The sequence below is a fragment of the Chloracidobacterium thermophilum B genome (assembly GCF_000226295.1).
In the GTDB taxonomy this organism is placed as follows: Bacteria; Acidobacteriota; Blastocatellia; order Chloracidobacteriales; family Chloracidobacteriaceae; genus Chloracidobacterium; species Chloracidobacterium thermophilum.
Window position 1 is genome coordinate 927276 of sequence record NC_016025.1, and the last position, 24612, is coordinate 951887.

At 62.7% G+C, this 24612-nt stretch carries 21 protein-coding genes; 10 read left to right on the plus strand and 11 right to left on the minus strand.

Going from position 1 to position 24612, the window contains the following annotated elements; translation table 11 throughout:
- Positions 1 to 164 precede the first annotated feature (164 nt).
- The 5 genes from zigA to CABTHER_RS14865 form a co-directional block, all read right to left on the minus strand.
- Entirely contained in the window at positions 165 to 1400 is a 1236-nt protein-coding gene (gene zigA, locus CABTHER_RS14845; protein ID WP_014101504.1) for a zinc metallochaperone GTPase ZigA, read from the minus strand.
- 73 nt (positions 1401 to 1473) lie between these two features.
- Positions 1474 to 2904: an ABC transporter permease subunit gene (locus tag CABTHER_RS16350; protein WP_014101505.1), complete on the minus strand. Its 1431-nt coding sequence runs from the start codon at positions 2902 to 2904 to the stop codon at positions 1474 to 1476.
- A gap of 18 nt (positions 2905 to 2922) precedes the next feature.
- A complete protein-coding gene (locus CABTHER_RS14855; RefSeq protein ID WP_014101506.1) occupies positions 2923 to 4341 on the minus strand; it encodes a DUF3526 domain-containing protein in 1419 nt (472 codons plus the stop codon).
- 28 nt (positions 4342 to 4369) lie between these two features.
- Entirely contained in the window at positions 4370 to 5071 is a 702-nt protein-coding gene (locus CABTHER_RS14860) for an ABC transporter ATP-binding protein (RefSeq protein WP_014101507.1), read from the minus strand.
- A 180-nt stretch (positions 5072 to 5251) separates the two neighbouring features.
- The gene (locus tag CABTHER_RS14865) at positions 5252 to 6082 is read right to left on the minus strand and encodes a hypothetical protein (protein ID WP_014101508.1); all 831 of its coding nucleotides are present in this window, start codon (positions 6080 to 6082) and stop codon (positions 5252 to 5254) included.
- Between the two features lie 310 nt (positions 6083 to 6392).
- On the opposite strand from CABTHER_RS14865, the gene CABTHER_RS16355 reads away from it, so the two are divergent.
- The 10 genes from CABTHER_RS16355 to tsaE all read left to right on the plus strand — a co-directional run bounded on the left by CABTHER_RS16355 (position 6393) and on the right by tsaE (position 19060).
- Entirely contained in the window at positions 6393 to 9383 is a 2991-nt protein-coding gene (locus tag CABTHER_RS16355) for a sigma 54-interacting transcriptional regulator (protein ID WP_014101509.1), read from the plus strand.
- 55 nt (positions 9384 to 9438) lie between these two features.
- Entirely contained in the window at positions 9439 to 10227 is a 789-nt protein-coding gene (gene rfbF / locus CABTHER_RS14875; protein WP_014101510.1) for a glucose-1-phosphate cytidylyltransferase, read from the plus strand.
- Positions 10212 to 11237 carry a GDP-mannose 4,6-dehydratase gene (locus tag CABTHER_RS14880; RefSeq protein WP_014101511.1) on the plus strand — a complete coding sequence of 342 codons (1026 nt, stop codon included), beginning with the start codon at positions 10212 to 10214 and terminating at the stop codon, positions 11235 to 11237. Before rfbF ends, CABTHER_RS14880 begins: the two co-directional genes overlap by 16 nt.
- A 9-nt stretch (positions 11238 to 11246) precedes the next feature.
- Positions 11247 to 11696 (plus strand): dTDP-4-dehydrorhamnose 3,5-epimerase family protein, encoded by a 450-nt coding sequence (locus tag CABTHER_RS14885; protein WP_014101512.1) that lies wholly within the window; start codon positions 11247 to 11249, stop codon positions 11694 to 11696.
- 20 nt (positions 11697 to 11716) lie between these two features.
- A complete protein-coding gene (locus CABTHER_RS14890) occupies positions 11717 to 12676 on the plus strand; it encodes an NAD-dependent epimerase/dehydratase family protein (protein ID WP_014101513.1) in 960 nt (319 codons plus the stop codon).
- Positions 12673 to 13776 carry a glycosyltransferase family 4 protein gene (locus CABTHER_RS14895; RefSeq protein WP_041570038.1) on the plus strand — a complete coding sequence of 368 codons (1104 nt, stop codon included), beginning with the start codon at positions 12673 to 12675 and terminating at the stop codon, positions 13774 to 13776. Before CABTHER_RS14890 ends, CABTHER_RS14895 begins: the two co-directional genes overlap by 4 nt.
- A 117-nt stretch (positions 13777 to 13893) precedes the next feature.
- Positions 13894 to 14799, plus strand: coding sequence for an ATP-dependent sacrificial sulfur transferase LarE (larE, locus tag CABTHER_RS14900; protein WP_081464987.1), 906 nt, complete (start codon positions 13894 to 13896; stop codon positions 14797 to 14799).
- A 27-nt stretch (positions 14800 to 14826) separates the two neighbouring features.
- Positions 14827 to 16107 carry a Glu/Leu/Phe/Val family dehydrogenase gene (locus tag CABTHER_RS14905; RefSeq protein ID WP_014101516.1) on the plus strand — a complete coding sequence of 427 codons (1281 nt, stop codon included), beginning with the start codon at positions 14827 to 14829 and terminating at the stop codon, positions 16105 to 16107.
- Between the two features lie 276 nt (positions 16108 to 16383).
- A complete protein-coding gene (locus CABTHER_RS14910) occupies positions 16384 to 18507 on the plus strand; it encodes an OmpA family protein (RefSeq protein ID WP_081464988.1) in 2124 nt (707 codons plus the stop codon).
- An 82-nt stretch (positions 18508 to 18589) separates the two neighbouring features.
- The gene (gene tsaE / locus CABTHER_RS14915; RefSeq protein WP_014101518.1) at positions 18590 to 19060 is read left to right on the plus strand and encodes a tRNA (adenosine(37)-N6)-threonylcarbamoyltransferase complex ATPase subunit type 1 TsaE; all 471 of its coding nucleotides are present in this window, start codon (positions 18590 to 18592) and stop codon (positions 19058 to 19060) included.
- 66 nt (positions 19061 to 19126) lie between these two features.
- Here tsaE and CABTHER_RS16360 read toward each other — a convergent pair whose 3' ends face one another.
- From CABTHER_RS16360 to CABTHER_RS14945, 6 genes are all read right to left on the minus strand, one after another.
- A complete protein-coding gene (locus tag CABTHER_RS16360; RefSeq protein ID WP_187288458.1) occupies positions 19127 to 19897 on the minus strand; it encodes an FHA domain-containing protein in 771 nt (256 codons plus the stop codon).
- A 51-nt stretch (positions 19898 to 19948) separates the two neighbouring features.
- Positions 19949 to 20731, minus strand: a complete 783-nt coding sequence (locus CABTHER_RS14925; protein WP_014101520.1) for an inositol monophosphatase family protein — start codon at positions 20729 to 20731, stop codon at positions 19949 to 19951.
- A complete protein-coding gene (locus tag CABTHER_RS14930) occupies positions 20728 to 21414 on the minus strand; it encodes a carboxypeptidase-like regulatory domain-containing protein (protein ID WP_187288459.1) in 687 nt (228 codons plus the stop codon). The genes CABTHER_RS14925 and CABTHER_RS14930 overlap by 4 nt, the downstream gene beginning before the upstream one ends.
- A gap of 59 nt (positions 21415 to 21473) precedes the next feature.
- Positions 21474 to 22010, minus strand: a complete 537-nt coding sequence (locus CABTHER_RS14935) for a metal-binding protein (RefSeq protein WP_014101522.1) — start codon at positions 22008 to 22010, stop codon at positions 21474 to 21476.
- 57 nt (positions 22011 to 22067) lie between these two features.
- Positions 22068 to 23678: a long-chain-fatty-acid--CoA ligase gene (locus CABTHER_RS14940; RefSeq protein WP_014101523.1), complete on the minus strand. Its 1611-nt coding sequence runs from the start codon at positions 23676 to 23678 to the stop codon at positions 22068 to 22070.
- Positions 23679 to 23859: 181 nt separating this feature from the next.
- Entirely contained in the window at positions 23860 to 24546 is a 687-nt protein-coding gene (locus CABTHER_RS14945; RefSeq protein ID WP_041570249.1) for an SOS response-associated peptidase, read from the minus strand.
- Positions 24547 to 24612: the final 66 nt, after the last annotated feature.

Here is a 24612-nt window from a genome sequence, read left to right on the forward strand (position 1 = left end):
CGGCGCGAAAACCCGGAGGCAACGCATGGCCATGCTCCTTGTCTGTGAACTTGCGCGGCCGGGGGCAGAACCACTCCCCCCGGAGACCGCTCACCCCTACAAGCGAGAATGGCGTCCAAAGTGTGCCAGTCTGGTTGTGTGCTCAATGTGACCGGGGCTGCCGACTAGTTGACATCGGCAGCGGTGAGTTCCCAGTCGCCAAACGGATCAGGCAACCTTGCCCAGGCGGCCAGACCCCGTTCGGCTTCGGTGTCGGTCAGCAGACAGGCGTCAAGGGCGGCTTCAATGGCCTCCCGGTTCATCCGCCGGTCGCCAATGAAAACCAGTTCCTGGCGTCGGTCGCCGAAGAGGCCCTCGAAAAGGGAGCGGATTTCGGCACGCATGGCATCATCCACGCCCCATTCGCTCTCCGGTTGGGTGGCCCACCAGTAACCGCCGGGTTCGATCCGACAGGCTCCGCCGGCCTGACTCCAGACACCTACCATAGCCATGCGGGTGGCCAGCCAGAAAAAGCCCTTTGACCGTAACACCCCGTGCCACTCCTGACCGTCAGTTTCACCGTGGAAAAACGCCCACAGCCGTTCGGGATGAAACGGACGCCGCCGCCGATAGACAAAGCTGGATATGCCGTAGGTCTCGGTTTCCGGCGGATGCTCGCCACGTAACTCCCTGAGCCAGCCGGCGGACTGACTGGCGCGCTCAAAGCTGAAGCGTCCTGTCCCAAGCACTTCTGTCAGCGGCACGACACCAAACCGGCAGTCCAGCAGACGGGCTTCCGGGTTGAGACGCCGCAGGATGCCCCGCAACCGGGCCAGTTCCTCCGGGGTCACAAGGTCAGCCTTGTTGATGAGCAGGACATCGGCAAACTCGACCTGTTCGATGAGCAGATCGGCAATGGTCCGGTCATCTTCCGGGCCAACTTCAAGCTGGCGTTCAGCAAGGCTTTGTGCCGCCTGGTAGTCGTGCAGAAAGTTCCGGGCATCCACGACCGTCACCATGGTGTCGAGACGGGTGATGTCCGACAGGCTGTTCCCGGACGCATCGGTAAACGTAAAAGTTTCTGCCACGGGCAGGGGTTCAGAAATGCCGGTGGACTCGATGAGCAGGTAATCAAACCGTCCTTCCCGCGCCAGCTTTCCGACTTCCACGAGCAGGTCTTCCCGCAGCGTACAGCAGATGCAGCCGTTCGACATTTCGACGAGCTTTTCCTCGACCCGGTTGAGCGCGGCTCCACCCTGGGCGACGAGTTGTGCGTCTATGTTGACCTCGCTCATGTCATTGACGATGACCGCCACACGCTTTCCCTCGCGGTTTTGCAGGATGTGGTTGAGCAGGGTGGTTTTCCCGGCTCCAAGGAAACCGGACAACACGGTAACGGGCAAACGCTGGGATATGGACATTGACGCCGAAGCTCCTTTCCTGAGTAAAGCGTTTCCTGGGAGCGCGCGCGTCTCGCGCGCCTGATTTTCAACCTCATCGTGCGGGCAGGATGCCCGCACTCCCAGCCCGCGTGCCTGCCACCCAAAGCAGGACGCCCCCCAGACCCAACCACAAACCACCAGCCAGGGCCAGGTGCGGATACAACGCCGAAAGAGGCGGTTCGCGCAGGGTGAAGCGCGGCCAGGTTGGCACTTCTTCAGCGCGAATGAGGTCGTTGGGCAGGACGCGCCGCGCAAACCGTTCACGCCACGTCTTCTGGAAAGCCAACACCTGGTCGTAAAACGCCAGCCAGCGGTCGGCATCCACGCCGGAAAGCCCATCCAGAAGCGACTGCATCAGGGCTGTTGGTGAAAGCCACGCCAGGCGCGAACGCCATTGGTGACGACGGCGGCGCGCCTGTTCCTCGGATTCCCACAACGGACGCATGTCGGACTCTATGGCAGCCAATCGCGCCAGCGCCTGCAGGGAGAAGTCTTCTGGCGGAAGCGCCGTCGGTGCACCTTGGGCGGCAAGGTAGCGGGCTGTCAGTTCCTTTTCGTTGGCCTCAAAGGCGCGGTCAGCCGAACGCCGTGCATTGACGAGTTCGATGGGGGACGGCCCGGGAGCCAACCCGTTGGCGACTCCCGCACCAGCCGCCGGAATGAGAAGGCCCCACACCAACCACACCACTGACAACACCACGGCGTTCGTTGCCGAAGCCCACCCGCCAGCCGCCACGACAGCCACCACCGCCAGCCACAGCCAGACATACACCGCGACCAGCCCCATCCAGAGGACAAGCCGCAGCAGGGCCGCTCCCGATGGCCCTTCGGTCAGCAAAAAGGCCAGCAGGCCCGCCCCCCACATGGTTCCCACCAGCCAGACGCCCCGGGCCGCAAGCTTTGTCACCAGCAACGCAAAGGGGGTGATGGGCTGCGCCAACACCAGCGCCAGCGTTCCCCGCTCACGTTCGCCCGACAGCACATCGTAACCAAAAGCAAAAACCATGAGCGGCAGCAGGAAGGTGACCACAAAGGCGATGTCAAACCACCCGGTTGCCGCATGGAGCGGGTTTTCCGGGTCGGGTTGTACGGCTGCCTCGCGCATGGTGATGCGAAAGGCGTAGGGACGCAGGTCGCGGTCGCCAATGGCAAAGGTTGCCAGGGGCGCAGGCGGCAGCACGGCCGGTTGAAAGACCCGGAACATACCAGCAATCAACGGGCGGCGTGCGTCGAATTCACGGTCCGGCGCCTGCTTTTGCTCCAATGCGGCCACGGCCTCACGGTAGGCGGTCAGGCGCTCATCGGCGGACTTCTGGAACGCGGCGCTGGCCGTTTGCTGGAAGGTTGTCCAGCGCAGGCCGTTGTAAGCCCCGAAGACACACAGGCCAGACAGGACCAGCCCAACCAGCCACAGACTCTTTTCCCGCAGAAGGTGCTGCCACTCGTGCCGGAAGACGGACAGCCAAAGTTTTGCGTGCATCATGGAAACAAGGTTGCCGGTTCAGGTTGTCGCTGTCAGACCGCGTGCTGCGCTGGAGAGCGCCAGAAGGGAGAAACCCAACCAACCACCGAGCCAGGCCAGCGCCAACCACTGCCGTTTCAGCGCCAGCGTCAGCGGCGGCGGGGTGTAGGTAAAAGGCTGGACACTCGTCCAAAGCCGGGTATCGGCAACGTAGGTTTCATCCGTCGCCAGCGTTGAGTTGTAGGCCCAGTCTTCGTTGAGGGTTTTGATGAGCGGTTGGCGGTAGCGCTCGGCGGCGTCGGCAAAGTCCAGGTGGTGGAAGACATCCGTTCCGGCCAGGGCCATCGAGAGGCTGCGGACGGCCAGCACCGGCGCGACGACGGCGGCGGCGTTGTGCAGCGCCACCTGCCGCTCAAATGCTGACCACAGGCGGGCATAGTGATGGGCATAGACCTGGTTGCTGTGCTCTTCGCTTTCCTGCATCAGCAAGCCAGCCGGATTGATGGGCAAGTCTTCGAGACGCCTGGCGTTGTATTGGGCCAGCAACCTGGCCTCGAAGGCTTTGAGTCGTTCTTCCTGGGGATTGTGACCATCAATCCCCTGCCTGATGTCGTGTGCGACGGCGGCATCAAAAGCTGCGCGGGCGGGCGTCGGATACCAGCGGGCCGCCAGGTCAGTCACCATCCGCGGCACGACAAAACTACTCACCGCCCAGAATGTCAACATACCCAACAGTGTCATCCGCGCTGACCAACGGGACGACACCGCCAGGGTCAGCGCCAGAAAGATGAAACCGTAGAGCAGATAGCTGACCACCATCAGGGCCAGGCGGACGAAATCCCACGGGGCATCCTCCAGCCACCACAGAAGCAGGAAACTACTGACCGCAGCCGGCAGCAACGCCACACCCAGGGCGGCCCCGATGCCGGCCAGCTTGCCCGCGAGCAGCGTCCGGGGGCGAACGCCAAGGCTGAGGAGATAGCGCAGCGTACCGTGTTCGCGTTCGCCGGCAAGGGCGTCGAAGGCCAGGACGATGATGAGCAGCGGGAGCAGGTACTGCAACACCCCGGCGGCGGTGAGCGCGAGCAGGCGTTGGGTACGTCCATCCTGGGCGGCAGCGCCGGTGAGATCATGGCGTTTGTGAGCTTCGAGAAAAGCCACGACGCCGGCGTGCTCATCCACGCCAATATCAACGAACGCCAGCGCCGTCTGGGGCTTGAAGGCATAGACGCCGTAGTGGGCCGCCGCATGGGGATTCTTCGGCGGCTGTGTCACCCAGTGCTCGCGGGCGACAGCGTTCGCGGCAGTGCGCTGGGCGCGAACCGTCTGCGTCTGTTGCCAACCGACGATGAGGACGGCCAGAAGGCAGAGTCCAACGGCGCTGCACAGCCAGCGAAAGCGGCGGTCGCGGAGCAGGCCTCGGAACTCCTGCCGGGCAATGATCAACCATCCAGCCATATTGTTCGGTTCTCCCCGGTGGCGGGGTTCAGTTCCGCATGTAGTCGAGATAAAGCTGTTCAAGCGCCTGGGGTGTCAGGTCAGTGCCGGTCAGGGTCGTCAACAGTTTTCCCTGGCGCATGATGCCGATGTGCATACCGATTTCTCTGGCGCGGAACAGATCGTGGGTCGCCATCAGGACGGCCATGCCCTGGGCGGCCAGCCGGGTCAGCAGTTGTGAAAACTCATTGGCAGCTTGTGGGTCCAGTCCCGAAGTTGGTTCGTCCAGCAGAAGGGCTTTGGCTTCTTTGGCCAGGGCAATGGCGATGCCGACCTTCTGGCGCATCCCTTTGGAGTACGTGGCTACGCGCCGCTCGGCAGCCTCGGCAGACAAACCAACACCGGCCAGCCAGTCGAGAAGTTCGCGCCTGGTGTAGTGTTTTCCGGCCAGCTCACTGAAGTAGTCGAGGTTTTCAAGTCCTGTAAAATTTCGATACAGCATGACCTGCTCCGGGATGTAGGCCAGCCACTGCTTGGTTTCGATGGGATGTTCGGCAACGACATAGCCGTTGATGCGGGCTTCGCCCCTGGTCGGCGTAATGAAGTTCAGGAACAGGTTGATGGTGGTTGTTTTGCCAGCGCCGTTGGCACCCAGCAGGCAGAAAATCTCGCCGGGGGCAACCTGCAGGTTGAGGTCATCCAGGACGATGCGCTCACCATAGGCTTTGGTGAGGTGGACGGCTTCGAGCATGGGCGGCACAGGGGCATCCTACCGGCACACAGGAATCAGTAAATAGGAATAATCTGAATACCAGAGAGCCGCCCCCGATGCAAGAACCGGGCGCGCGGGCGTCTCGCCCGCACGAGCTTGGGAGCGCGGGCATCCTGCCCGCATGACGAAAGGAAATGAGGCGTGTGGGTATCCAGAGAATTACCGACCGGGTTCCGTGAACTCCACGACTTCCACGGCCGGCTCCACTGGCGGTGCGAAGTCGTCCCAGCCGGCCACCACCACCCCCAGGCCACCGTCGGGGAAACGTTCCATCATCCGGGCCACGTCGGGCAGGGGTTCCTGTGCCGGTTCGGTGACGGCGCTGGCCAGCAGCATACCGGCGGTTTCCATCCAGACGTGAACTTCACGGCCGCCAACCGGCATCCGGCCAAGGTAGGCGTAAGGCGACCGGACGGTGTAGGCATGGCTGTACCAGAGCTTGACGGTGGCCCCGTCGGCTGTGGCGGAGTACCCGGCGAACTCGTAGGTCACACTTTCGGCAACGGCCACACTTTCGGCAACCTGGATGCCATCACCCACAGCAGGCGGAACCGCTAACGCAACGTCAACGGCGGCCGGTTTCCGGGTCGTGCGGGAGACAACGGCCGTCGGTGCCGCTTTCTTTGCCGCAACCGTCAACTTGACTGGACTCTTAGCCTTCCGGGCCGCCAGGGCGCGCTCCCCGACACGGGTTCTGCCCAACCACATCTGGCGCGCGGCCCGGTTGCTGGTGGTCTTACCTGTCCGGCGCACATGCGCCCGGCAGGAAACCCGGCAGGATTTGCGCCGGACAAACCGCCGACCGGACTTCACACTGGCTGGCGCAATCGTTTTCATGCCAAGCGCCGGCTGCCGGGAAGCTCCGGCTGAAGACAAGGCATGGGCACGGTCACCTGCCACTTCGCCGGCGAGCGTCGCTGTGCCACAGAACAGAAAGGTGAGGCAAACCAGGATGACAGTGCGTGTCAGACCGTGAAAGAATCGCGCCATCGTGTTACGCTCCAGAACCGAACCCGAACTCAGCCGCCGTGTTTGTCGCGGTGCCTGCGGCTCAACCGAGTCCTGGTGCAAATTCCGCGCCACACGCTTCCTTCATTCGATGTCGCCCTCCGCCGACGCCGGGACAAACCGCAAAGTCTTTGCAAGAAAAGCCTTAGATAAAGGTGTCAACACAATTTCCACGTTGGCGATAACTGTCTCACAGAGACTCTCTGGGTTTCGTGCGTCAATGTCCCGGACAGATGACTGTCGAATGAACATGTTTCACCACATCAGGCTTGCCTGACCACAACCTGGCACTATGCGTTACTTTGACCTGCAACCGGCTGATGACCTTTCCGCCATAGGGCGCATCACTCAGAACATTGGGGACGTTTCGGGACGCGACCCGCTGGCCGCCCTCAAGGAACTCGAAGACCTGCTTTCAATTTCCCTGCCACCGCTCGACTCGCTGCGCCGCTGTCAAATTGCTGAACAGTGGGAAGTGCTGGGCAACTACAGTGCGGCGGAGCAGCAATTGTCCCAAATCAGCATGGAAGGGCTGCCGGATGACATTGCAGCCCAGGTGCTGCTGCGGCGGGCCAGCCTCTGCCGCTGGACGAACGATGCGCCGCAGGCCATTCACCTCGCCAAGCAGGCGCAGGAACTTGCCCAAAAGGTCAATGATGACGAATGCGCCGGCGAAGCCGCAGCGGTCATCGGCTACGCTTACTGGCTGCTGGATGAATACGAAATGGCCTACGACGCCCTGCGGCAGGCCGTTGAAGTGCTCGGGCGGACCAAAAACCTGCGCGCCTTTGCACAAGCCTGCTGGGCGCTGACCTACGTCTGCAATCTGCTGGGACGTACCTCTGAAGCCCAGGAGGTTTCGGAGCGTGGCATTGTGGCGCTGACCAACTCCCCCAAGGCCGACACGCCCTTCGGACAGACCATTCTCGGACACCTGCGGGCAAGCCAGGCGGTCATCGCCTTTGAGTGCGGCAATGTTGAGATTGCCCTCATGATCCACGAGCGGGCGCTTGATCACTGGATGTCCACGAATGACCCGCGCCTGCTGGCCAATGGCTACCGCAATGTCGCCGAAATTCACTTTGCCACCGGCAACTGGGACCAGGCCGAGGACCTGCTCGAACAGGCGGACTACCTGATTAGCGAAAGCGATCCCTCCATCCGCTGTTCAACACTTATTACCATGAGCCGCCTGTCGGCCCGGCGTGGCAAGTTTTCCGACGCCCGCCTGGCGCTGGCCGACGCCAACATGCTGGCGTCACAATCCGGCAGCCGCAGCCTGTTGGCCGAATACCACGATGCCCTTGGTGAAACCGACCTGCTGGAGCAAAACTACGCCGACGCCGAAAACAACTTTGCGGCGGCGCGCGACCTGTTCATCAAGATGAACCAACCCAGCCGGGTGGCTTACGCCAACCTGCGGCTGGCCGAAACCCGTCTCGCGCAGGGGGACCTTGCCGGGGCCCAAGGCTTTTTTGAAGTTGCCCGCGAGTTGGCGGCCCGTACGACCAATCCGCTGCTTGAAGCCCACGTAGAGCGGATCAGCGGCAAACTCGCTCTGGCACAGGGGGATACAACAACCGGACTCGTGGCGCTGCTGCGCAGTATCCACGGCTTCGAATCGCTCAACTTCGCCTGGCAGGTGGCCCTGGGTTACTTCGATATTGGGACGGCCGTAGGTGAGGGCATTCCTCTCATGCAGCAGCGGGAATGGCTCGAAACGGCCATCAGCATCTTCCGGCATCTTGGGACGGCTCCCCACCTGATGGCCGCGGAAGCGGCGCTGGTCGAACTCAGCCGGCGCACGCCCGTGACCCTGCAGGACCTGCCCGGTCTCAACACCACCCAGGTTGAGCGTCTGACAACGGCGATGGCTTCGACCGAATCCGTCGCCCGTGAACTCGCCGCCATCATTGACAGCTACAAGATCGCCGTCGCCGTCTTTGCCGAAAATGTCGAAGGGGATGTCCTGGTCATCACCTCCCGTGGGCTGGAAAATGAAACCGTTCAGGATTTGCGCACCCTTCTGAGACGACGCCTCCAGCACCCGGACACGCCCCACAGCGACTCCATCCGCTTCGAGTGTCTCTGGCAGACCGAAACCCATCTTTCGCCGCATCGTCCGCGCAGCCTGTGGGTTCATCTGGGACGGCTCAAACCGGACATCGAGCCACTCATTCATTCCCTGCTGCGTCTGGCCGGCACGGCCCTGGAGCTATGTCATCTCCGGGCTGTGGTGGAGGAACTCTCCACCGCCCAGAAAGTCAGCGAAGTGCGCGTGGATGATGCTACTCTGTCTGAACTGGGACTCATTGGCGTCTCGCCAGCGATGCGCGAGATTGCCGCAAGGATTCTGCGCATCCGGGATGCTTCCGTGACGGTGCTCATCACCGGCGAGTCCGGCACTGGCAAGGAAGTCGTGGCGCGCGCCATTCACCGCGCCTCGGCGCGGCGTCACAAACCCTTTGTCGCCTTCAACTGCGCGGCTGTTCCGTCCGAACTGCTCGAAAGCCAGCTCTTCGGCCACAAGAAGGGGGCCTTTACCGGGGCGGACAAAGATGCCCTGGGGGTCATCCGGGCCGCCGACGGCGGAACACTCTTCCTCGATGAAATTGGTGAGCTGCCACTGCACCTTCAACCCAAACTCCTGCGCTTTCTTCAGGAACGGGAAGTCCACCCGGTCGGCGCTGACCGGGCGATGGCCGTGGATGTACGGGTCATTGCCGCCACCAACCGCGATCTTGCACGGGAAGTCGCCGCCCGCAACTTTCGGGAGGACCTGTTTCACCGGCTCAATGTCCTCAACATCGCCCTGCCGCCGCTGCGCGAACGGCGGGCTGACATCCCTGTGTTGGCCCAGGCGTTCCTTCAGGAAGCCGCAGCGCGCAACCAAAAGACAGTGACGCTGTCCGAAGCAGCCCTGACGGCGCTGACCCTTTATGACTGGCCGGGCAACGTCCGGCAGTTGCAGAATGAAATCGAGCGTGTCGTCGCACTGGCCGATGACCGGGAGCTGCTTACCCCGTCGTCGTTTAACTTTACCGTGCCGTCCACCAGCCCGCCGACCGAAGCTGGACTGGAAACCATTTTCCCGGAAGGGCACATCCCGCCAAAACTCGCCGACGCCGTCGCGCTGCTCGAACGCCACCTGATCACCGAAAGCCTCAAACGCCACGGCGGCAATGTCACCCGGACGGCGCAGGAACTTGGCATCAGCCGTCCCAGCCTCTATGCCAAGTGCAAAACCTATGGCATTACCATCAGCAAAGCTGTGGGCGGCTGACCCGGCACTGACCACACCCGGCGACGCCCCGTACTAAGCCAAGGAACGCTCTGTCATGAAAGTTGCCATTCTCTGTGGCGGACGAGGGACACGCCTGCGGGAGGTGAGCGAAACCATCCCGAAGCCCATGGTGCCGATTGGCGAGCATCCGATTCTGTGGCATGTCATGAAACTTTACGCCTCGCACGGCCTGACCGAGTTTGTCCTGCTGCTGGGCTACAAAGGGACGGTCATCCGGGAGTATTTTCTCAACTTCGCCGCCTATGAATGTGACGTGACGGTGGACCTGTCCGCAACCGGCGACCGCCGCCTCACCTTTCACGGGACGCCAGCCGAGCCGTGGCAGGTGACGCTGCTCAACACCGGGGAGGACACCCTGACCGGCGGGCGGGTCCGCCGGGCGCGCCGCTATCTGGAAACGGACGAGCTGTTCTGCCTGACCTACGGGGATGGCGTCGGCAACGTGGACATCACCGCCCTGCTCGCCTTCCACCGGCAGCACGGGCGGCTGGCAACGGTCACGGCCGTCCGCCCGCCGGGACGTTTCGGCGAACTCGTGCTGGATGACCACCGCCACGTGCGCGTTTTCAACGAAAAGCCCCAGGTGAGCGGCGGCTACATCAACGGCGGTTTTTTTGTCTTTCACCGGGATGTCCTGGAGCGGTATTTTCCCGACCGCGATGACCTCATGCTCGAAAAGGAACCTCTCGAAGCCCTGGCGCGGGATGGCGAACTCATGGCCTTCCGGCACGATGGCTTCTGGCAACCCATGGACACACCGCGCGAGTTTCAACTTCTGAACGACCTGTGGAGGAGCGGCGAGGCCCCGTGGAAAATCTGGTGAACTTCTGGCGCGACCGGCGGGTGTTTGTTACCGGGGCCACAGGTCTGGTCGGGTCGTGGCTGGTCAAGGCGTTGCTCGCCCAAGGCGCGCAGGTCATTGCCCTCATCCGGGATGCCGATCCGCAATCCGAACTGCTGCGCTCCGGCGACCTCCGGCGCGTCGCCGTCGTCAACGGCCGGCTGGAAGACTTTGCAACGCTCGAACGCGCCCTCCACGACCACGAACCCGACACCGTGTTTCATCTGGCGGCGCAGACCATCGTTGGAGCGGCGCACCGCAATCCGCTGGAGAACTTCGAGTCGAATGTCCGTGGCACGTATCACCTGCTCGAAGCCTGCCGGCGGGGACAGCCCTTCGTTCAGCGCATCGTGGTGGCTTCCAGCGACAAGGCCTACGGCACGGCTGAAACCTTGCCTTATGTCGAGACCATGCCGCTGCGCGGCCAGCATCCCTACGAAGTGGCCAAAAGCTGTGCCGACCTCATCACAGCCGCCTATCACCACACCTACGGCCTGCCGGTGGCCATTGCCCGGTGCGGCAACATCTACGGCGGCGGCGACCTGAACTGGAGCCGCATCGTACCGGGCACAATCCGCGCCTTCTGGCGGGGTGAACGCCCTGTCATCCGCAGTGACGGCACGTACGTCCGTGACTACCTCTATGTCGAGGACGTGGTTGACGCTTACCTGCGGCTGGCCGTTTACCTTGACCGGCCCGGCGTTGCAGGGGAAGGGTTCAACTTCAGTCCCGAACGGCCTCTGACGGTGCTGGAACTTGTAGAGCGGATTCAGGACCTGATGGACTGCCGGCATATTCCGCTCGACATCCGCAATACGGCCGTGGGCGAAATTCACTCGCAGTACCTGGATGCCTCCAAGGCGCGGGAGCGTCTCCACTGGACGCCCCGGCGTCCGCTGGAGGACGGCCTGCGCGCCACCATTGCGTGGTATCGTGCCTTCCTCGATGAGCAGGACCGCCTCTGGAAAGACCGAAATCTGACGGGAGCTTGACTTTGAACCATGATTGACGGCGTGGCCGTGCGCCCCCTGCGGCAGATTCCTGACGAACGCGGCAAGATCATGCACATGCTGCGGGCTGATGCGCCGCACTTCGAGCGGTTCGGCGAGATTTACTTTTCCTGTGTCTATCCGGGAGCCATCAAGGCCTGGCACATCCACAAGGCAATGACGCTCAACTACGCCGTCATCGTCGGGCGCATCAAGCTCGTGCTCTACGACGACCGGGAGCACTCGCCGACCCGTGGCGAACTCATGGAGCTGTTCATCGGGGACGGCAACTACGCCCTCGTGACCATCCCGCCCCGGATTTGGAACGGCTTCAAAGGCATTGGCACGGAAACGGCCATCGTGGCCAACTGTGCCACCCTGCCCCATGACCCGGAGGAAATCGAACGGATGGACCCGTTCACCGACCGCATTCCCTACCGCTGGGACATCCGCCACGGATGAGTTCCGGCACATGTCCAGGCATGGCTGAACCGGTGTATCTCCTCATTGGCGGAGCCGGCTACTTTGGCGCGCGGCTGGCGGAAGACCTTGCCCAACGCGGGCGGGTTGTCATCACCGGCCGCCGCCGCTCCCCCGCGCGTGACCGGTGGCTGGCGCGCCAGGTCGGACGCATCACCTGGCAGTTCTATGACGCGGCCGAAACGTCCCGGCTGCCGGCGGAAACCGACTATGCCGCCGTGTTCAATCTGGCGACACCGGGCGCAGCCGAAGCTGCCGCACAGCCGGAAACCGCCCGGCAGCAGGCCTTGACCACGGTGGAACAGGCACTGCACCTCGTCACCACCGGGCGCGCGCGTCGGCTGATACATTTTTCGACCTTCCACGTCTATGGCGCGCCGTCGCCTGAAACGCCGCGCACCTGGTACGGGGAGGACGACCCGCCGACGCCGACGCATCCGTATGGCCTTGTTCATGCCGCCTGCGAGGCCCGTCTGGCCGAGGCAGCCCTACCTTCCGTGCTGGTTGTGCGTCCGACGAATCTCGTGGGGCGGCCGGCGCACATGGACCTGGGACCGCAGCAGCGGCTCATCTTTCTTGACCTTTGCCGGCAGGTTGTCACCCAACGCGCCCTGACGCTGCTGACCGATGGTTTGGCCTACCGGGACTTCTTGCCGATCCCGGCGGCGCTGGCTGCCATTCACTGCCTGCTCGATGCCCCTTCCTGGCCCCGGCAGTGTCATCTGGCGGCCGGCCAGGCCATGACGCTGCGGACGCTGGCCGAACGCATCCAACAGGTTGCCGCCCGGCAGTACCAATGGGAAGTGGCACTGACCACGGGCAACCGGACGGATGCCTTCCGGGTTCCGTTTCATGTGGACACCACCACCCTGCGCCGGCTGGGATGGTCGCCGCCCGAAGAAGCGGTGCTCGATGCTGAAATTGCCGCCACCCTGGCCGGCTTTCAGACGGTCACGGAATGATGCGCCAGCCGCCGGTTGTTCTTTTTGTCACCAGCTATGTGTCGCCGTTCATGACCGAGCTGACGGCGGCCGTCAATGACCTGGGACAGGTGGCGTTCCACGCCGCCTATCTCGAAACCTCCCAGTTTGCCAACCACGGGGCGCACTGGAACACAGCGGCCGAGCGCCCGGATACGCATCGCCGCCCGGCCGACGTGCCGGTGACGGACTTCCTGCGGGACTGGTTTGACCGCTACCGTCCGCAAGTTGTGATTTGCGGTTACGGGCGGGGGCCGGCGTACGAAGCCACCTTTGCCTACTGCCGGCGTACCGGTGCGGTTTTTGGCGTCTTTGCCGAACAGCCCATGCGCGATGGCCGGCTCAAGCATCTGGCGCGCCGGGCCTACTACGCCCAACTCTGGCGGCGGATGCCTCCGACCTTTGTTCTGGCTGTTGGCGACCGCGCCGTACAGTTTTACCGGCGTCTGTTGCGCGACCCCGAAGCAGCCGTGTTTTTCCCGTACTATCAGGATTTACGCCCGGTGCTCGCCATTCCCGACCGGCCGGCGCGGGACACTCTCCACTTTCTCTTTTCCGGCCGGCTGGCAGCGCAGCATGGCATCCGTGGTCTGGCGGCGGCCTTTGAAAAGTTGGCGCAGACGCATCCCGGCCGCTTTCACTGGTGTGTTTCAGGCACTGGAGACGAAGAACGCTGGATTCGGCAGGCCATGGCGCGTTGCCCGGCGCTGGCGCAGGCGGTGAGCTTCGACCGGGAGTTTGCGACCTGGAACGACCGTCTGCGGCCGTTTGCCGCTTCGGACGTGCTGGTACTGCCGAGTTTTCATGCGGGTTGGGGACTGGTGATCCCGGAAGCGTTGGGCGCGGGGATGCCGGTCATCACCACGCGCGGCGTCGAAGCAGCGCGTTATTATGTCGAGGCTGGCGTCAACGGCCTGTTCGTTGAGCCGCACCCGAAAGACATCCACCGGGCGCTGGCCTTTTGTCTCGATCACCCGCAGGCTGTCGAGGCCATGCGTCGGCATACCCGCGCCTCTGTGGCGCGGGGCGACGTCCGGGTGGGAGCTGCCCGGCTGGTGGATGTGTTGTCCCGGTGGCTTTGAGGATATGCCCGGTTGTTGACTTTTCTGCATCGCAGGCGAGGGCTTGAACTTGCGCAGATGGCGGGCGTATGATTTCGCACGCTTCGCGCATCTTTCGACCAACGGGGCTATGCTTCCGTGGACGCTGCTTCATCCCCCTCCTTAGCCGGTCACGCTGCCGCCGACAAAGAACAGGCTCTCCGGGTGTGGTTGCGCCAGGCGCAACGCCTCATTGTGGCGCTTTCGGGTGGTGTGGACAGCGGTTATCTGGCCTTCCTGGCCCATCAGGAATTAGGCACGCAAGCCCTCATGGTCACGGGCGACAGCCCCAGTCTGGCCCGCCTGGAACGGGAAGCCATAACGCAATTCGTGACGCGCTATGGAATGCGTCATGTGTTTGTGGAAACCCACGAACTCGACCATCCGGCCTACCGCGCCAACCCGGTTGAACGCTGCTACTTCTGCAAGCAGGAACTCTTCGGCCAGCTCTGGTCTCTGGCCCGGCAGGAAGGCATCGGTGTGGTCTGCGATGGCACCAACGCTGATGATATGAACGACTTCCGTCCCGGACAGCGCGCGGCGGCCGAACAGTCCGTCAGCAGTCCGCTGGCGCAGTTTGGGTTCACCAAGACGGACATTCGGGAGCGCGCGCAGCACTGGGAGTTACCCATGGCCGACAAGCCGGCTTCACCCTGTCTGGCGTCGCGGATTCCGCATGGGCAGCCGGTGACCATTGGCAAGCTCACGGCCATCGAGCGCGGCGAGCAGGCGTTGCGCGCACTGGGGTTTCGTGAGGTGCGCCTCCGTCACCACGCGGATGTGGCCCGGATTGAAGTGGGTGCTGCCGAGCTGTCCCGTGCGCTCAATCCAGCGATGGCTGCCCGGCTGGTGGCGGCGCTCAAACCCCTTGGCTTTCGCTTCATCACCCTCGACCTTGAAGGCTTTCGCAGCGGCTCGCTCAACCCTGCTGCGGCCAGCCATGCCGCGGCCTGTCATACCGAACGTCATACCGAATCGCCGTCCGCACTTTCGAGGACACTCTGACCGCCATCATTTCGTGAGGAACGTCCCATGCCAAACGCTTTTGTTGATGACGCCCGTAATTTCAAGGAAGACAACCCGTTCGAGTCCATGATGTCGCGCTTCGACAATGCGGCAAAACTGCTCGACCTTGACCCGAACATCTATCGCATCCTGCGCTGCCCCACACGCGAAATGACCGTGTACATCCCGACCATGATGGATGACGGTCACTATGAAGTCTTTGTGGGCTATCGCGTCCAACACAACTTTGCCCGTGGGCCGGCCAAAGGCGGCATCCGCTATGCGCCCGACGTGACGCTGGATGAGGTCCGCGCCCTGGCAGCCTGGATGACCTGGAAGTGCGCTGTGGTCAACATTCCCTACGGCGGCGGCAAGGGGGGCATTGTGTGTGACCCGCACAAGATGTCCCTGACGGAACTCGAACGCCTTACCCGGCGCTACACGGCTGAAATTCTTGACATCATTGGACCCGAACGGGACGTTCCGGCGCCGGACATGAACACCAACGAGCAGGTCATGGCGTGGGTGATGGACACCTACTCGATGCATGCCCGCCACACCGTCAATGCCGTCGTCACCGGCAAGCCCGTTGAACTCGGCGGCTCGCGGGGCCGGCGGGAAGCCACCGGACGGGGACTGCTGTTCGTCATCCAGGAAGCCTGCAAGAAATTTGACCTCAAGCCGGAGGAAACCCGGATCGTCGTCCAGGGCGCAGGCAATGTCGGCGGCATCGGCGCCACCCTGTTGCACGAGGCCGGGTTCAAGGTCATCGGCATCTCGGAAATTCGCCACGGACTCTACAACCCGAACGGGCTGGACATTCCGGCGGCGCTTGCTCACCTGCGCAAACACAAGACCTTCGAGGGTTTTGAGGGCGGCGAACTCATCACCAATGCGGAGTTGCTCGAACTCGACTGCGAAGTACTCCTGCCGGCGGCGACGGAAAACCAGATCACGACCCAGAATGTCGAACGGATCAAGTGCCGCATCCTGTGCGAAGGGGCCAACGGGCCGACGACGGCAGCCGCCGACGAAGTGCTTGAAAGAAAGGGCGTTTTCGTCATCCCGGACATCCTCGCCAACGCCGGCGGCGTGACGGTTTCCTACTTCGAGTGGGTGCAGAACCGCATGGGCTTCTTCTGGAAGGAAGACTTTGTCAACGAGCGCCTGCAGGACACGATGGTGTCCAGCTTCAACGATGTCCTCAGCTATGCCGAAAAGCATAAGGTGAACATGCGCACGGCGGCGTACATGCTGGCCATTGACCGTGTAGCCTACGAAACCAAGATGCGGGGCATCTACGCCTGATACCCGCACGACTCCGGGAGCTTTTGCGCCTTCTGGAAAGCGACTCCAGGGCGGTCCTGCCTGAAGTGCCCGAGACCCGGAAGCGATAAAACTTGGTTTCCGGGAGTTGGCTGTGTTAGCTTCGCCCAAGTTTTGTCACCAAAAGCGTTGCACGAGGCAGCCCACTGGTTGATGGGCCTGAAAATGATGAAGGTCTTTTTTGCTTTTTTGTATCGTGCGAACGTGACAAGGTTGGAACAACATCAACTGGTCATGTGACCAGGAGGAGATATAAGGATGAGACACCGTACTTGGCTTGCGCTGTTCGCCTGCATGTTTTTGGGCAGTGCGACGGTCATGGCGCAATCGGCGCGCGAGCAGGACCGCCCGCTCAACCCGACCGTCACCGGCGGCACCGGTCTGTTTACGGTCTATGATGCCTCAACGCTGAAGCGGGGCGAGTTTAATATCGCGGCCTACTACAACAACTTCGACCGTGAACCGGGCAACGTGGACATCAGTCAACAAATTGTGAGCGGTGCTGTCGGCCTCACAGATCGGTTGGAATTCTTTGCCGCTTCGGTCTTCCGGCAGCAGCTTGTCGCTGACCAGCGCCGCGAGATCAGCGGGTTCTTCCTGCCAAATGTACGCTTTCCGGGAACGCTGGCCGGGCCGGTGCCCCTGGGACCCGGCTCTTCAGCTGGCGCGCCTTTCGTCGGCCTCATCGGGCCAAGCACAACCAACATCTCCAACGCCGGCGCCGCCGTTGGCGGGGTGCTGCCGGGGCTGGTGCAAAGCGGAACGCGCATTGTCGGCACAGGTCTCAACCAGCGACTGATTGGCAATCTGCCTGGCTACCTGAATGACTTTCCCTTCCTGGCCAGCAGTGAATACACCAGCGGTAACACAACACTCGGCGCCAAGTTTCGTTTCACCAATCCAGAAAATCCACTTGGGTTGGCGATTGTCGGCTTCGTGAACATCCCGACCTCTTTTGCCAACGGCATCTTTCGTGGCACGGGCAACGGCGTGGTGCGTGGTGGCGGACCGGGCGCGGTGGACTACGGTGTGATCCTCGTCCCGGCCGTGCGTGCCGGGCGTTTCACCTTTACCGGCAACCTTGGTGCGGTCAAAGCTGGTGATCCATCCGCCAACAACATCCGCTACCTTGACCGGCGCAACATCTTCATCGCCTCCGGCGCGGTGGATGTGGCCGTCAACAAATACTTCCAGGCCATCGGTGAAATCACCTCCAACATCTACTACGGGAGTGGCACGCCGAATCTCAACCCGGTCAATCCACTCGACCTGACCGTTGGCGCCCGCTTCACGCCAACCGGCAATGACAAGTCGGTTCACTTCAGCTTCGGCGGCGGCTACCGGCGGCTGCTGAACAATGCCAACTCGGAACGCGGCTCGAACCGGGGTGATGTCAACGGTTTCGTCGTGAACGCGGTCATTGGCTACCGGCGGCGGGTGCAGACGGTCGAAGCACCCGACCCTTGCGCCAACAACCGGCCGCCAACGGTTACACTGTCCTCTGACCGGACGCGCCTCAAGACCACCGAACGGGCGCGCCTGACGGCCGTGGCCAGCGACCCCGATCCGTATGACACGAACCTGACCTACAACTGGACGGCCAGCGTCGGACGGATTGAAGGCACCGGGCCGAATGTGACCTATGTTCCGCCCACGGACCGCGCCGGTACAACCACGGTGACGGTCACGGTTTCAGACCTCTGCTGTGCTACAGCAACGGCCTCGCTTGAACTCACCATCGAGAAGAACACCTGCCCGACGGTGACGGTGACGGCTTCACCCACGCAGGTCAAGGAAGGCTCCGACGCCCCCATCAGCCTCTCGGCCGTGGGACGTGACGCCGATGACGATCCGCTGACCTACCGCTGGACGACCTCGGCCGGGCGCATCCAGGGTAGTGGCGCCAATGTCACACTCGACACGACCGGGCTTTCGGCCGGGCGCGTCATCGTGACTGTGACGGTGGACGATGGCAAGTGCACGGGCGAGGCCTCGACGGCGATTGAAATCCTGTCGCCGCCACCACCGCCGCAGGCATACACTGTCGCCTGCGACGGCACACTGGCCAACCCGCCGTTCCGCCGCAACGTGGCGCGAGTGGACAACCAGTGCAAGGCGTTGCTTGACCAAGTGGTGACCCGCATCCAGAGCGACCCGACGGCGCAGGTCATCGTGGACGGCCATTCCGACAAGGGCGAGAAGCGCGGCACGGCGCGGAAGCGGGCCGACAATGTCCGGGCCTACCTGGTGGGCAAGGGCGTTGACCCGAACCGCATTGAGCTGCGCATCTTCGATGACCAGCGGGCCGCCGAGGCCCCGGGTGGCAACAACCGCCGCGTCGTGGTGACGGTCGTCCCAGAAGGGGCCCAACGCCCCGAATAACGGGAGGCCCTGAACCTCACAACCCTCAACGACGGGGCAGGCAAAACCACCTGCCCCGTTTCTCCTTTCTGCGGTCAGCCCGGTGAACGAACAAATCTACCTGAGCCACAGTCCGGATGAGACGTTCGCTGTGGGCTACAGCCTGGGCGAGCGTCTGGCGGCGTGGCCTGAACCCACGGGGCGGGTGGTGTTACTGAGCGGGGAACTCGGCAGCGGAAAAACGCAGTTTGTGAAAGGTCTGGCCGCAGCGCTCGGTCTCGACCCGGCGGAAGTCACCAGCCCGACCTTTGCCCTCGTTCAGGCGCATGCCTTTCCGGGCGGCACGCTCTGGCACGTGGACCTGTACCGCCTGCCGACTGGCCCCGGTGCGGCCGAGGCCATCGCCCTGGCGGAGCTGTTGGGGCAACCCGGCATCGTGGCCATCGAGTGGCCGGAACGGCTCGGCCCGGTGTTGCCCACGCTTGCTGCCGGCGAGGACCGGACGTGGCGGGTTTATCTCGATGAACTGCAGGACGGAAACCGCCGGATCACCCTTCACTCCCCGGTGGGCTGACTACACCTTTGTGGCAAAAAGTGAATGCGCGAAAGCGGCAATACCAACCAGAGAGCGCGCACGGACTCAGGAAGATTCAGTGTTTCCGGACAGCCCGGCGTTGGCTTCGTCGAGTTCACGCAGAATGTCGAGCGTCAGGCTGGTGTTACTTCCGGCCGTGATCGTAACCGGAAAGGGCTTGGTCGAACGTTCGACCTCGAAAAATCCCTCGGTGAAGCTCACGAACTTGCGGAAGGCTTCCAGTCCGCGCAAGTGACCCACCTCGCAGGTGACGATGAGACCTTCATTGAAGCCGAGCCAGCCGCTTTGCCCATGGGTGGCGCGTACGGTGAAGGCAGCCGTCAACCGGTTGGCTTCCACCACCTGGATGACATCAAAAACGGAAATCCGGCTCAGGTCCCCGGTCAGAAACTTCGATCCGCTGCGCAGCGGAAGCACAAAGACAAAGGTGTGGGAGCCAATCGTAAAACGGTCGCCATCCGACAACAGGCAGCGTTCCTGGGGAGCGAGCCGCCGTCCGTTGAGAAACGTACCGTTTGTGCTGCCCAGATCAATGAGGAAGTAGCGCCGCCGGTCAGACTCACCAGCGGCTTCGAGGTCGAGCATCACTTTGGCATGCTCACGGGAAGCCACGGCGTCATTGACAAGCGATACTGTCACCAGCGGGGAACGCCCAATAACTGTCGTCGGTTTGTCGAGGATATAGGTTTGCTTGACGGCAGCACCCTCCAACACGAGCAGCGTGGCGAACTGTTCATCCGACGAGGCGAGCCACCCCAGGGACTCCACATCGAGCCGAGCCGTTTTGATGGTTGGCACTTCCGAACTCTCTGACATTGATGCCTCGCTTGCCAGACCGGGCTGAACAGCCCGGCCGCCCTCCATCGCTTACTGCGGAGTTGATTTCATGAGCACCTGACACATGGCCGCGTGGAGATGCCCATTGCTGGCCACAATCTCAGGCACATACGGACTGAACGCCTGCCCGCTGAAAGCCGTGACCTGCCCTCCAGCTTCGGTAACGAGCAAACTGCCGGCGGCCATATCCCACGGCGCAAGGTTCAGCTCCCAGAAGCCATCGAAACGCCCGGCCGCCACATACGCCAGATCGAGTGCCGCCGATCCGTCGCGCCGGATAGCCTGCGCAACGTCAAGAAAAGCACTGAAGTGATCCAGGTTTTTTTGTGGCGACGCTTTGACATTATAGGGAAATCCAGTGACAAGCAATGCCTGTTCCAGACTTGTTACGTCTGAAACGTGCAGCGGACGGCCATTGCACTGGGCGCCCTGCCCCTTGGCAGCCGAAAACAGCTCATCGCGGAGCGGGTCATACACCACACCGACGATGATTTCCCTCTGCCACTCGACAGCAATGGCGACGCTGAAAAACGGATACCCGTGGGCATAGTTGGTCGTGCCGTCCAACGGGTCCACAATCCACCGGAAGGCTGACGCAGTTTCCGTCAATCCACTTTCCTCCGCCAGAATGGCATGGTCTGGAAAGCGCGCCTGAATGCGACGGCGGATGCACTGCTCGGCCAGCACATCCACTTCGGTGACGAGGTCAATCCGCCCTTTGTGGCGCACATCGAGGGGCGCGCCAAACCGCTCACGCAGCAACGCCCCGGCCTCACGGGCGACGGCTTCAGCAAAAGGCAGGAGATCGGTCATGGCCGGCGCTTCTCCGGTTCGAGCTGAAAGGCCATGTTGCGTGCTTCCCGCTTCTGCACATCCAGTTCCTTGGTCTGTGGGCGGTAGCCCCTGGCTGTCGCCGTGATACGGTACACCGCTTCCCCACCGGGAAACCGGAAGGCAAACTCACCGGCGCCGTTGGTCGTGGTGGTTCCAACCTTGCCCGGCTTGAGACTGGCATCCGCCGCCGACACCCGCTCGGCAACGACGGTCACGTTGGGCATCGTCAGACCGTGCTCGTTGAACACTGCGCCGCGAATCACCGAATAGGTGCGCTCGGCTTCCAGCTCGAAGGGACGCTTGATGACCGTCGTCTTTCCGCCCTCAACGGTCTGCAGGATATTCAGCCGCGCCGCCGACCGGCCTTCGGCTTCGACTTCGACCACGTAGTTGCCCGGCGGCAGGCCGTCCAGGTGAAACTCCCCTTTGGCGCCGGTCTCCCCGGTATAGGTTTCCTTTGTCACCGAGCGGGTCAGGGTCACTTTGGCGCCGGCCAGCGGCTGTTTGTTTTCACGCGCCACGACGCGCCCTTCCAGCTTTCCCGTGGCCATCGGCGACTGGGCCAACAGGGTGCCACCACACAGGCACCACCCCATCACCATTCCAATCAACCATTTCCGCAGCATAGTGTCGGCTGCCGGCAGCCCCCGCCGCCGGCTCACGCTCTCCTTCCAGACTCACGCTGACCGGCCAGACTCACGCTGACCGGATGTGCCCCAGGCTAAAACGTCTTGAACATGCTCTTGAGCGTGCTCCCGATCACATCGGTCAGCGTATGTGTGGCCGCGCCCCACCACAAGCCGATGAAAGCCACCAGCCACACCTTGCCGTCCACGGCGCGGAACAGACGCGACATGTGATGCCCGGCTGTTTGCAGGGTCCGTACGGCTTGATCGCCATCGGCCGGCAGTCCGTCAATCCAGACCGCCCGCACGTAGAGCACAGCGGCCAGCGCCAGGGTCATCACCAGCGTGAAGTAGCCCACCCGCAGCCAGGTGCTCCACAGCAGGCCGTGTGTCCAGTGTGACCGGTGCGGAAAGAGCTTTTTGTAGGGATACCATAACCAGCGCAGGATGCCCCAGCGCGTGTACTGCTTGCTGTGCGTGTCGAGGTCGGGGCCGAACATCAGTCCGCCGAAGAGCATCGTCGCTGTCCCCAGCACCGTCAGCCCCACGTGGCGCGTTAGAAAGAACAACCCGACGGCCGTGGGTATGGCCAGGACGTACGTCACCAGATCATGCGTTCGGCCGGAAGGCATCGTCCTCTCACCCGTCTCAACCGTGTCAGTGCGCTACGCCGTCAGGCGCTCACATCTTCAGGCACCGGCCGACCCCTGCGCCAGCCCCTCGCGCAGCGCCCGTTTGAGCACCTTGCCCGTCGGACCAATCGGCAACTCCGTGCGAAACTCAATCAGGCGCGGGTATTTATACGCGGCCATCTGTTCTTTGCACCAGTCGCGGAGTTCGTCTTCTGTGATCGTGGCGCCCGGCTTGCGGACAACATAGGCTTTGACTTCCTCGCCCAGCCGCTCATCGGGAACGCCAATGACCGTCACCAGCGAAACGGCCGGGTGCGTCATCATCACTTCCTCGATTTCGCGGGGATAGACGTTGTAGCCGCCACGGATGATGAGGTCTTTCTTGCGGTCAACGATGGTGATGTAGCCATCTTCATCTATGAAGCCCAGGTCGCCAGTGTGAAACCAGCCGTTGCGCATGGCTTCCGCTGTGGCTTCGGGCCGCTTGTAGTAGCCTTTCATCACGCAGTGGCCGCGCACGACGATTTCGCCCACCGTGCCGGTCGGCACGGGTTGGTCGTTTTCGTCGTGAACCCGGATTTCAATCCCCATCAGCGGTTGCCCGACCGTCCCCGGTTTCGCCGGCTTGGTGAGTTGGTTGTAGGAAAGCACGCCGGTTTCGGACATTCCATAGCCTTCCAGCACAAGGGTCTTGAACTTCTCCCCAAAGGCGCGCATCAGCTCGACTGGCATCGGAGCCGCCCCGACGTTGGCAACTTTGAGCGTCTCGGCAATGGGTGAAACATCAATGTTGTGCTCGTTGGCGTAGTTGAGCAGCGCCCAGTACATCGTCGGCACAGCCGCCCAGGAATTGATGCGCTCGGCGATCATGGTCTCAATGGTTTGTTTGGGATCAAAGCGCGGCAGCAGAACCGACGTGCCGCCGGCATACATCACCACACCAAACTGCGCAATGAGGGCTGTGGCGTGAAAGAGCGGGGCCGTGGAAAGCACCTTGAAGTCGGCTTCGATTCGGACATCCACGGTCGGCAGCAGCAGTTCGCGCAGGTGAACGAAGTTCAGAATGAGTTGCCAGTGCGTGAGTTCCGCCCCCTTGGGCTGTCCGGTCGTGCCCGAGGTGTAGAGCATCAGCGCCGTATCGAACGGGCTGACCGGCGGACGCTCACAGGTCGGCGGCTGACCAGCCATCAGCTCTGCCAGCGTGATCGCGCCTGGGAGCGCAGGTGGAGATTCGGGATTGGCCGGCATCACCACGAATGTCTGGCAAAGCTGCGCCTCCTGAAGCGCCGCCTGCGCCATCTGCGCCATGGGCAGTTCCGGGAGACCCTCAAAGCAGAGCAGGGCTTTGGCGTCACAGTCGTTGAGGTGATAGGCAATCTCACGCGGCTTGAGCAGGACGTTGAGCGGCACAACCACCGCGCCGGCCTTGAGAATGCCGAAAAAAGCCATGGGAAAGTAGGCTATGTTCGGACAGGACAGCGCCACGTGGTCGCCGGGCTGGATGCCCCGCGCCCGCAGGCCATTGGCAATCTGATTGGCCGCCGCCGCAAGTTGGGCATAGGTCAAACGGGCCGGCCCGGCGATGACGGCCAGCCGGTCAGGACGATGTACGGCATGATGGTCGAGGATGGAAGCAATCGAATACGTGGCAGCAGCAGGAAGCACCATGACACACACCTTTTCAGAGGGATTGACGCATCCGGCAGACACGACCCGGAATGGGCCGGCCCGACGCAGGCAGATGGCAACTATCGTGGCGGGTCACTTTGCGCGCGTCAACCGCCTTCGCCTTACCTGAAAGAACTCATCCACCCGAAGCCGGCAGCCGCGGTTCACTCACTGGTTACATTCAGAACAGCCCGGTCTGATGCGGTTCCGGCATCACCGGCGCAATCAGCGATGCGTCATCGTTGGTCACGACATTGACCGCGCGCGATACCGGATAGAGCCGCATGGCTTCAGCCGGATAGGGGCGCAGCAGCCGTTCGAGGCGGTCGAGGTCGTTGGCTTCCAACCAGATTCTCTCCTCTTCCGGCAACAGGATGACCGGCATGCGCTCGTGGACGGCTGCCAGCAGAGGGTTGGCCTGCGTCGTCACCACCGTGCAGGAACGCAGCACACCGCCGTCAGGGGCTGGACGCTCATCCCACAGGCCGGCCAGCGCAAAGGGCTCGCCGTCCTTGAGGACGGCCCGGAACGGTGTCCGTGTGCCGTCCTGGTTCTTGCGCCATTCGTAGAAACCGTCACAGAGCACCCAGCAGCGCCGCCGCCGGAAACTTTCCCGGAAGGAAGGTTTTGTGCGCAGGGTCTCGGCGCGGGCATTGATGAGCGGCGGCCCGGAAGTGTCCTTTTGCCAGGCCGGGAGCAACCCCCAGCGCGCGCTGGAGAGCGTGGTTGGCGCGTCGTCAAACACGACGGCCACTGGCTGCGTCGGCGCAATGTTGTAGCGCAGGCGCAGCGCAACTTGGGCGGTCGTCAGACCAAAGCGCGTCATCAAAGCTTCCTGGGGTGTGGTCAGCGTGTAGCGTCCGCACATGAGGTGGAAACCTTTTACGGGCAGGTTCTGCCGGACAGGCGCTGCCTCCCGGCGGCGCTGCCGGCG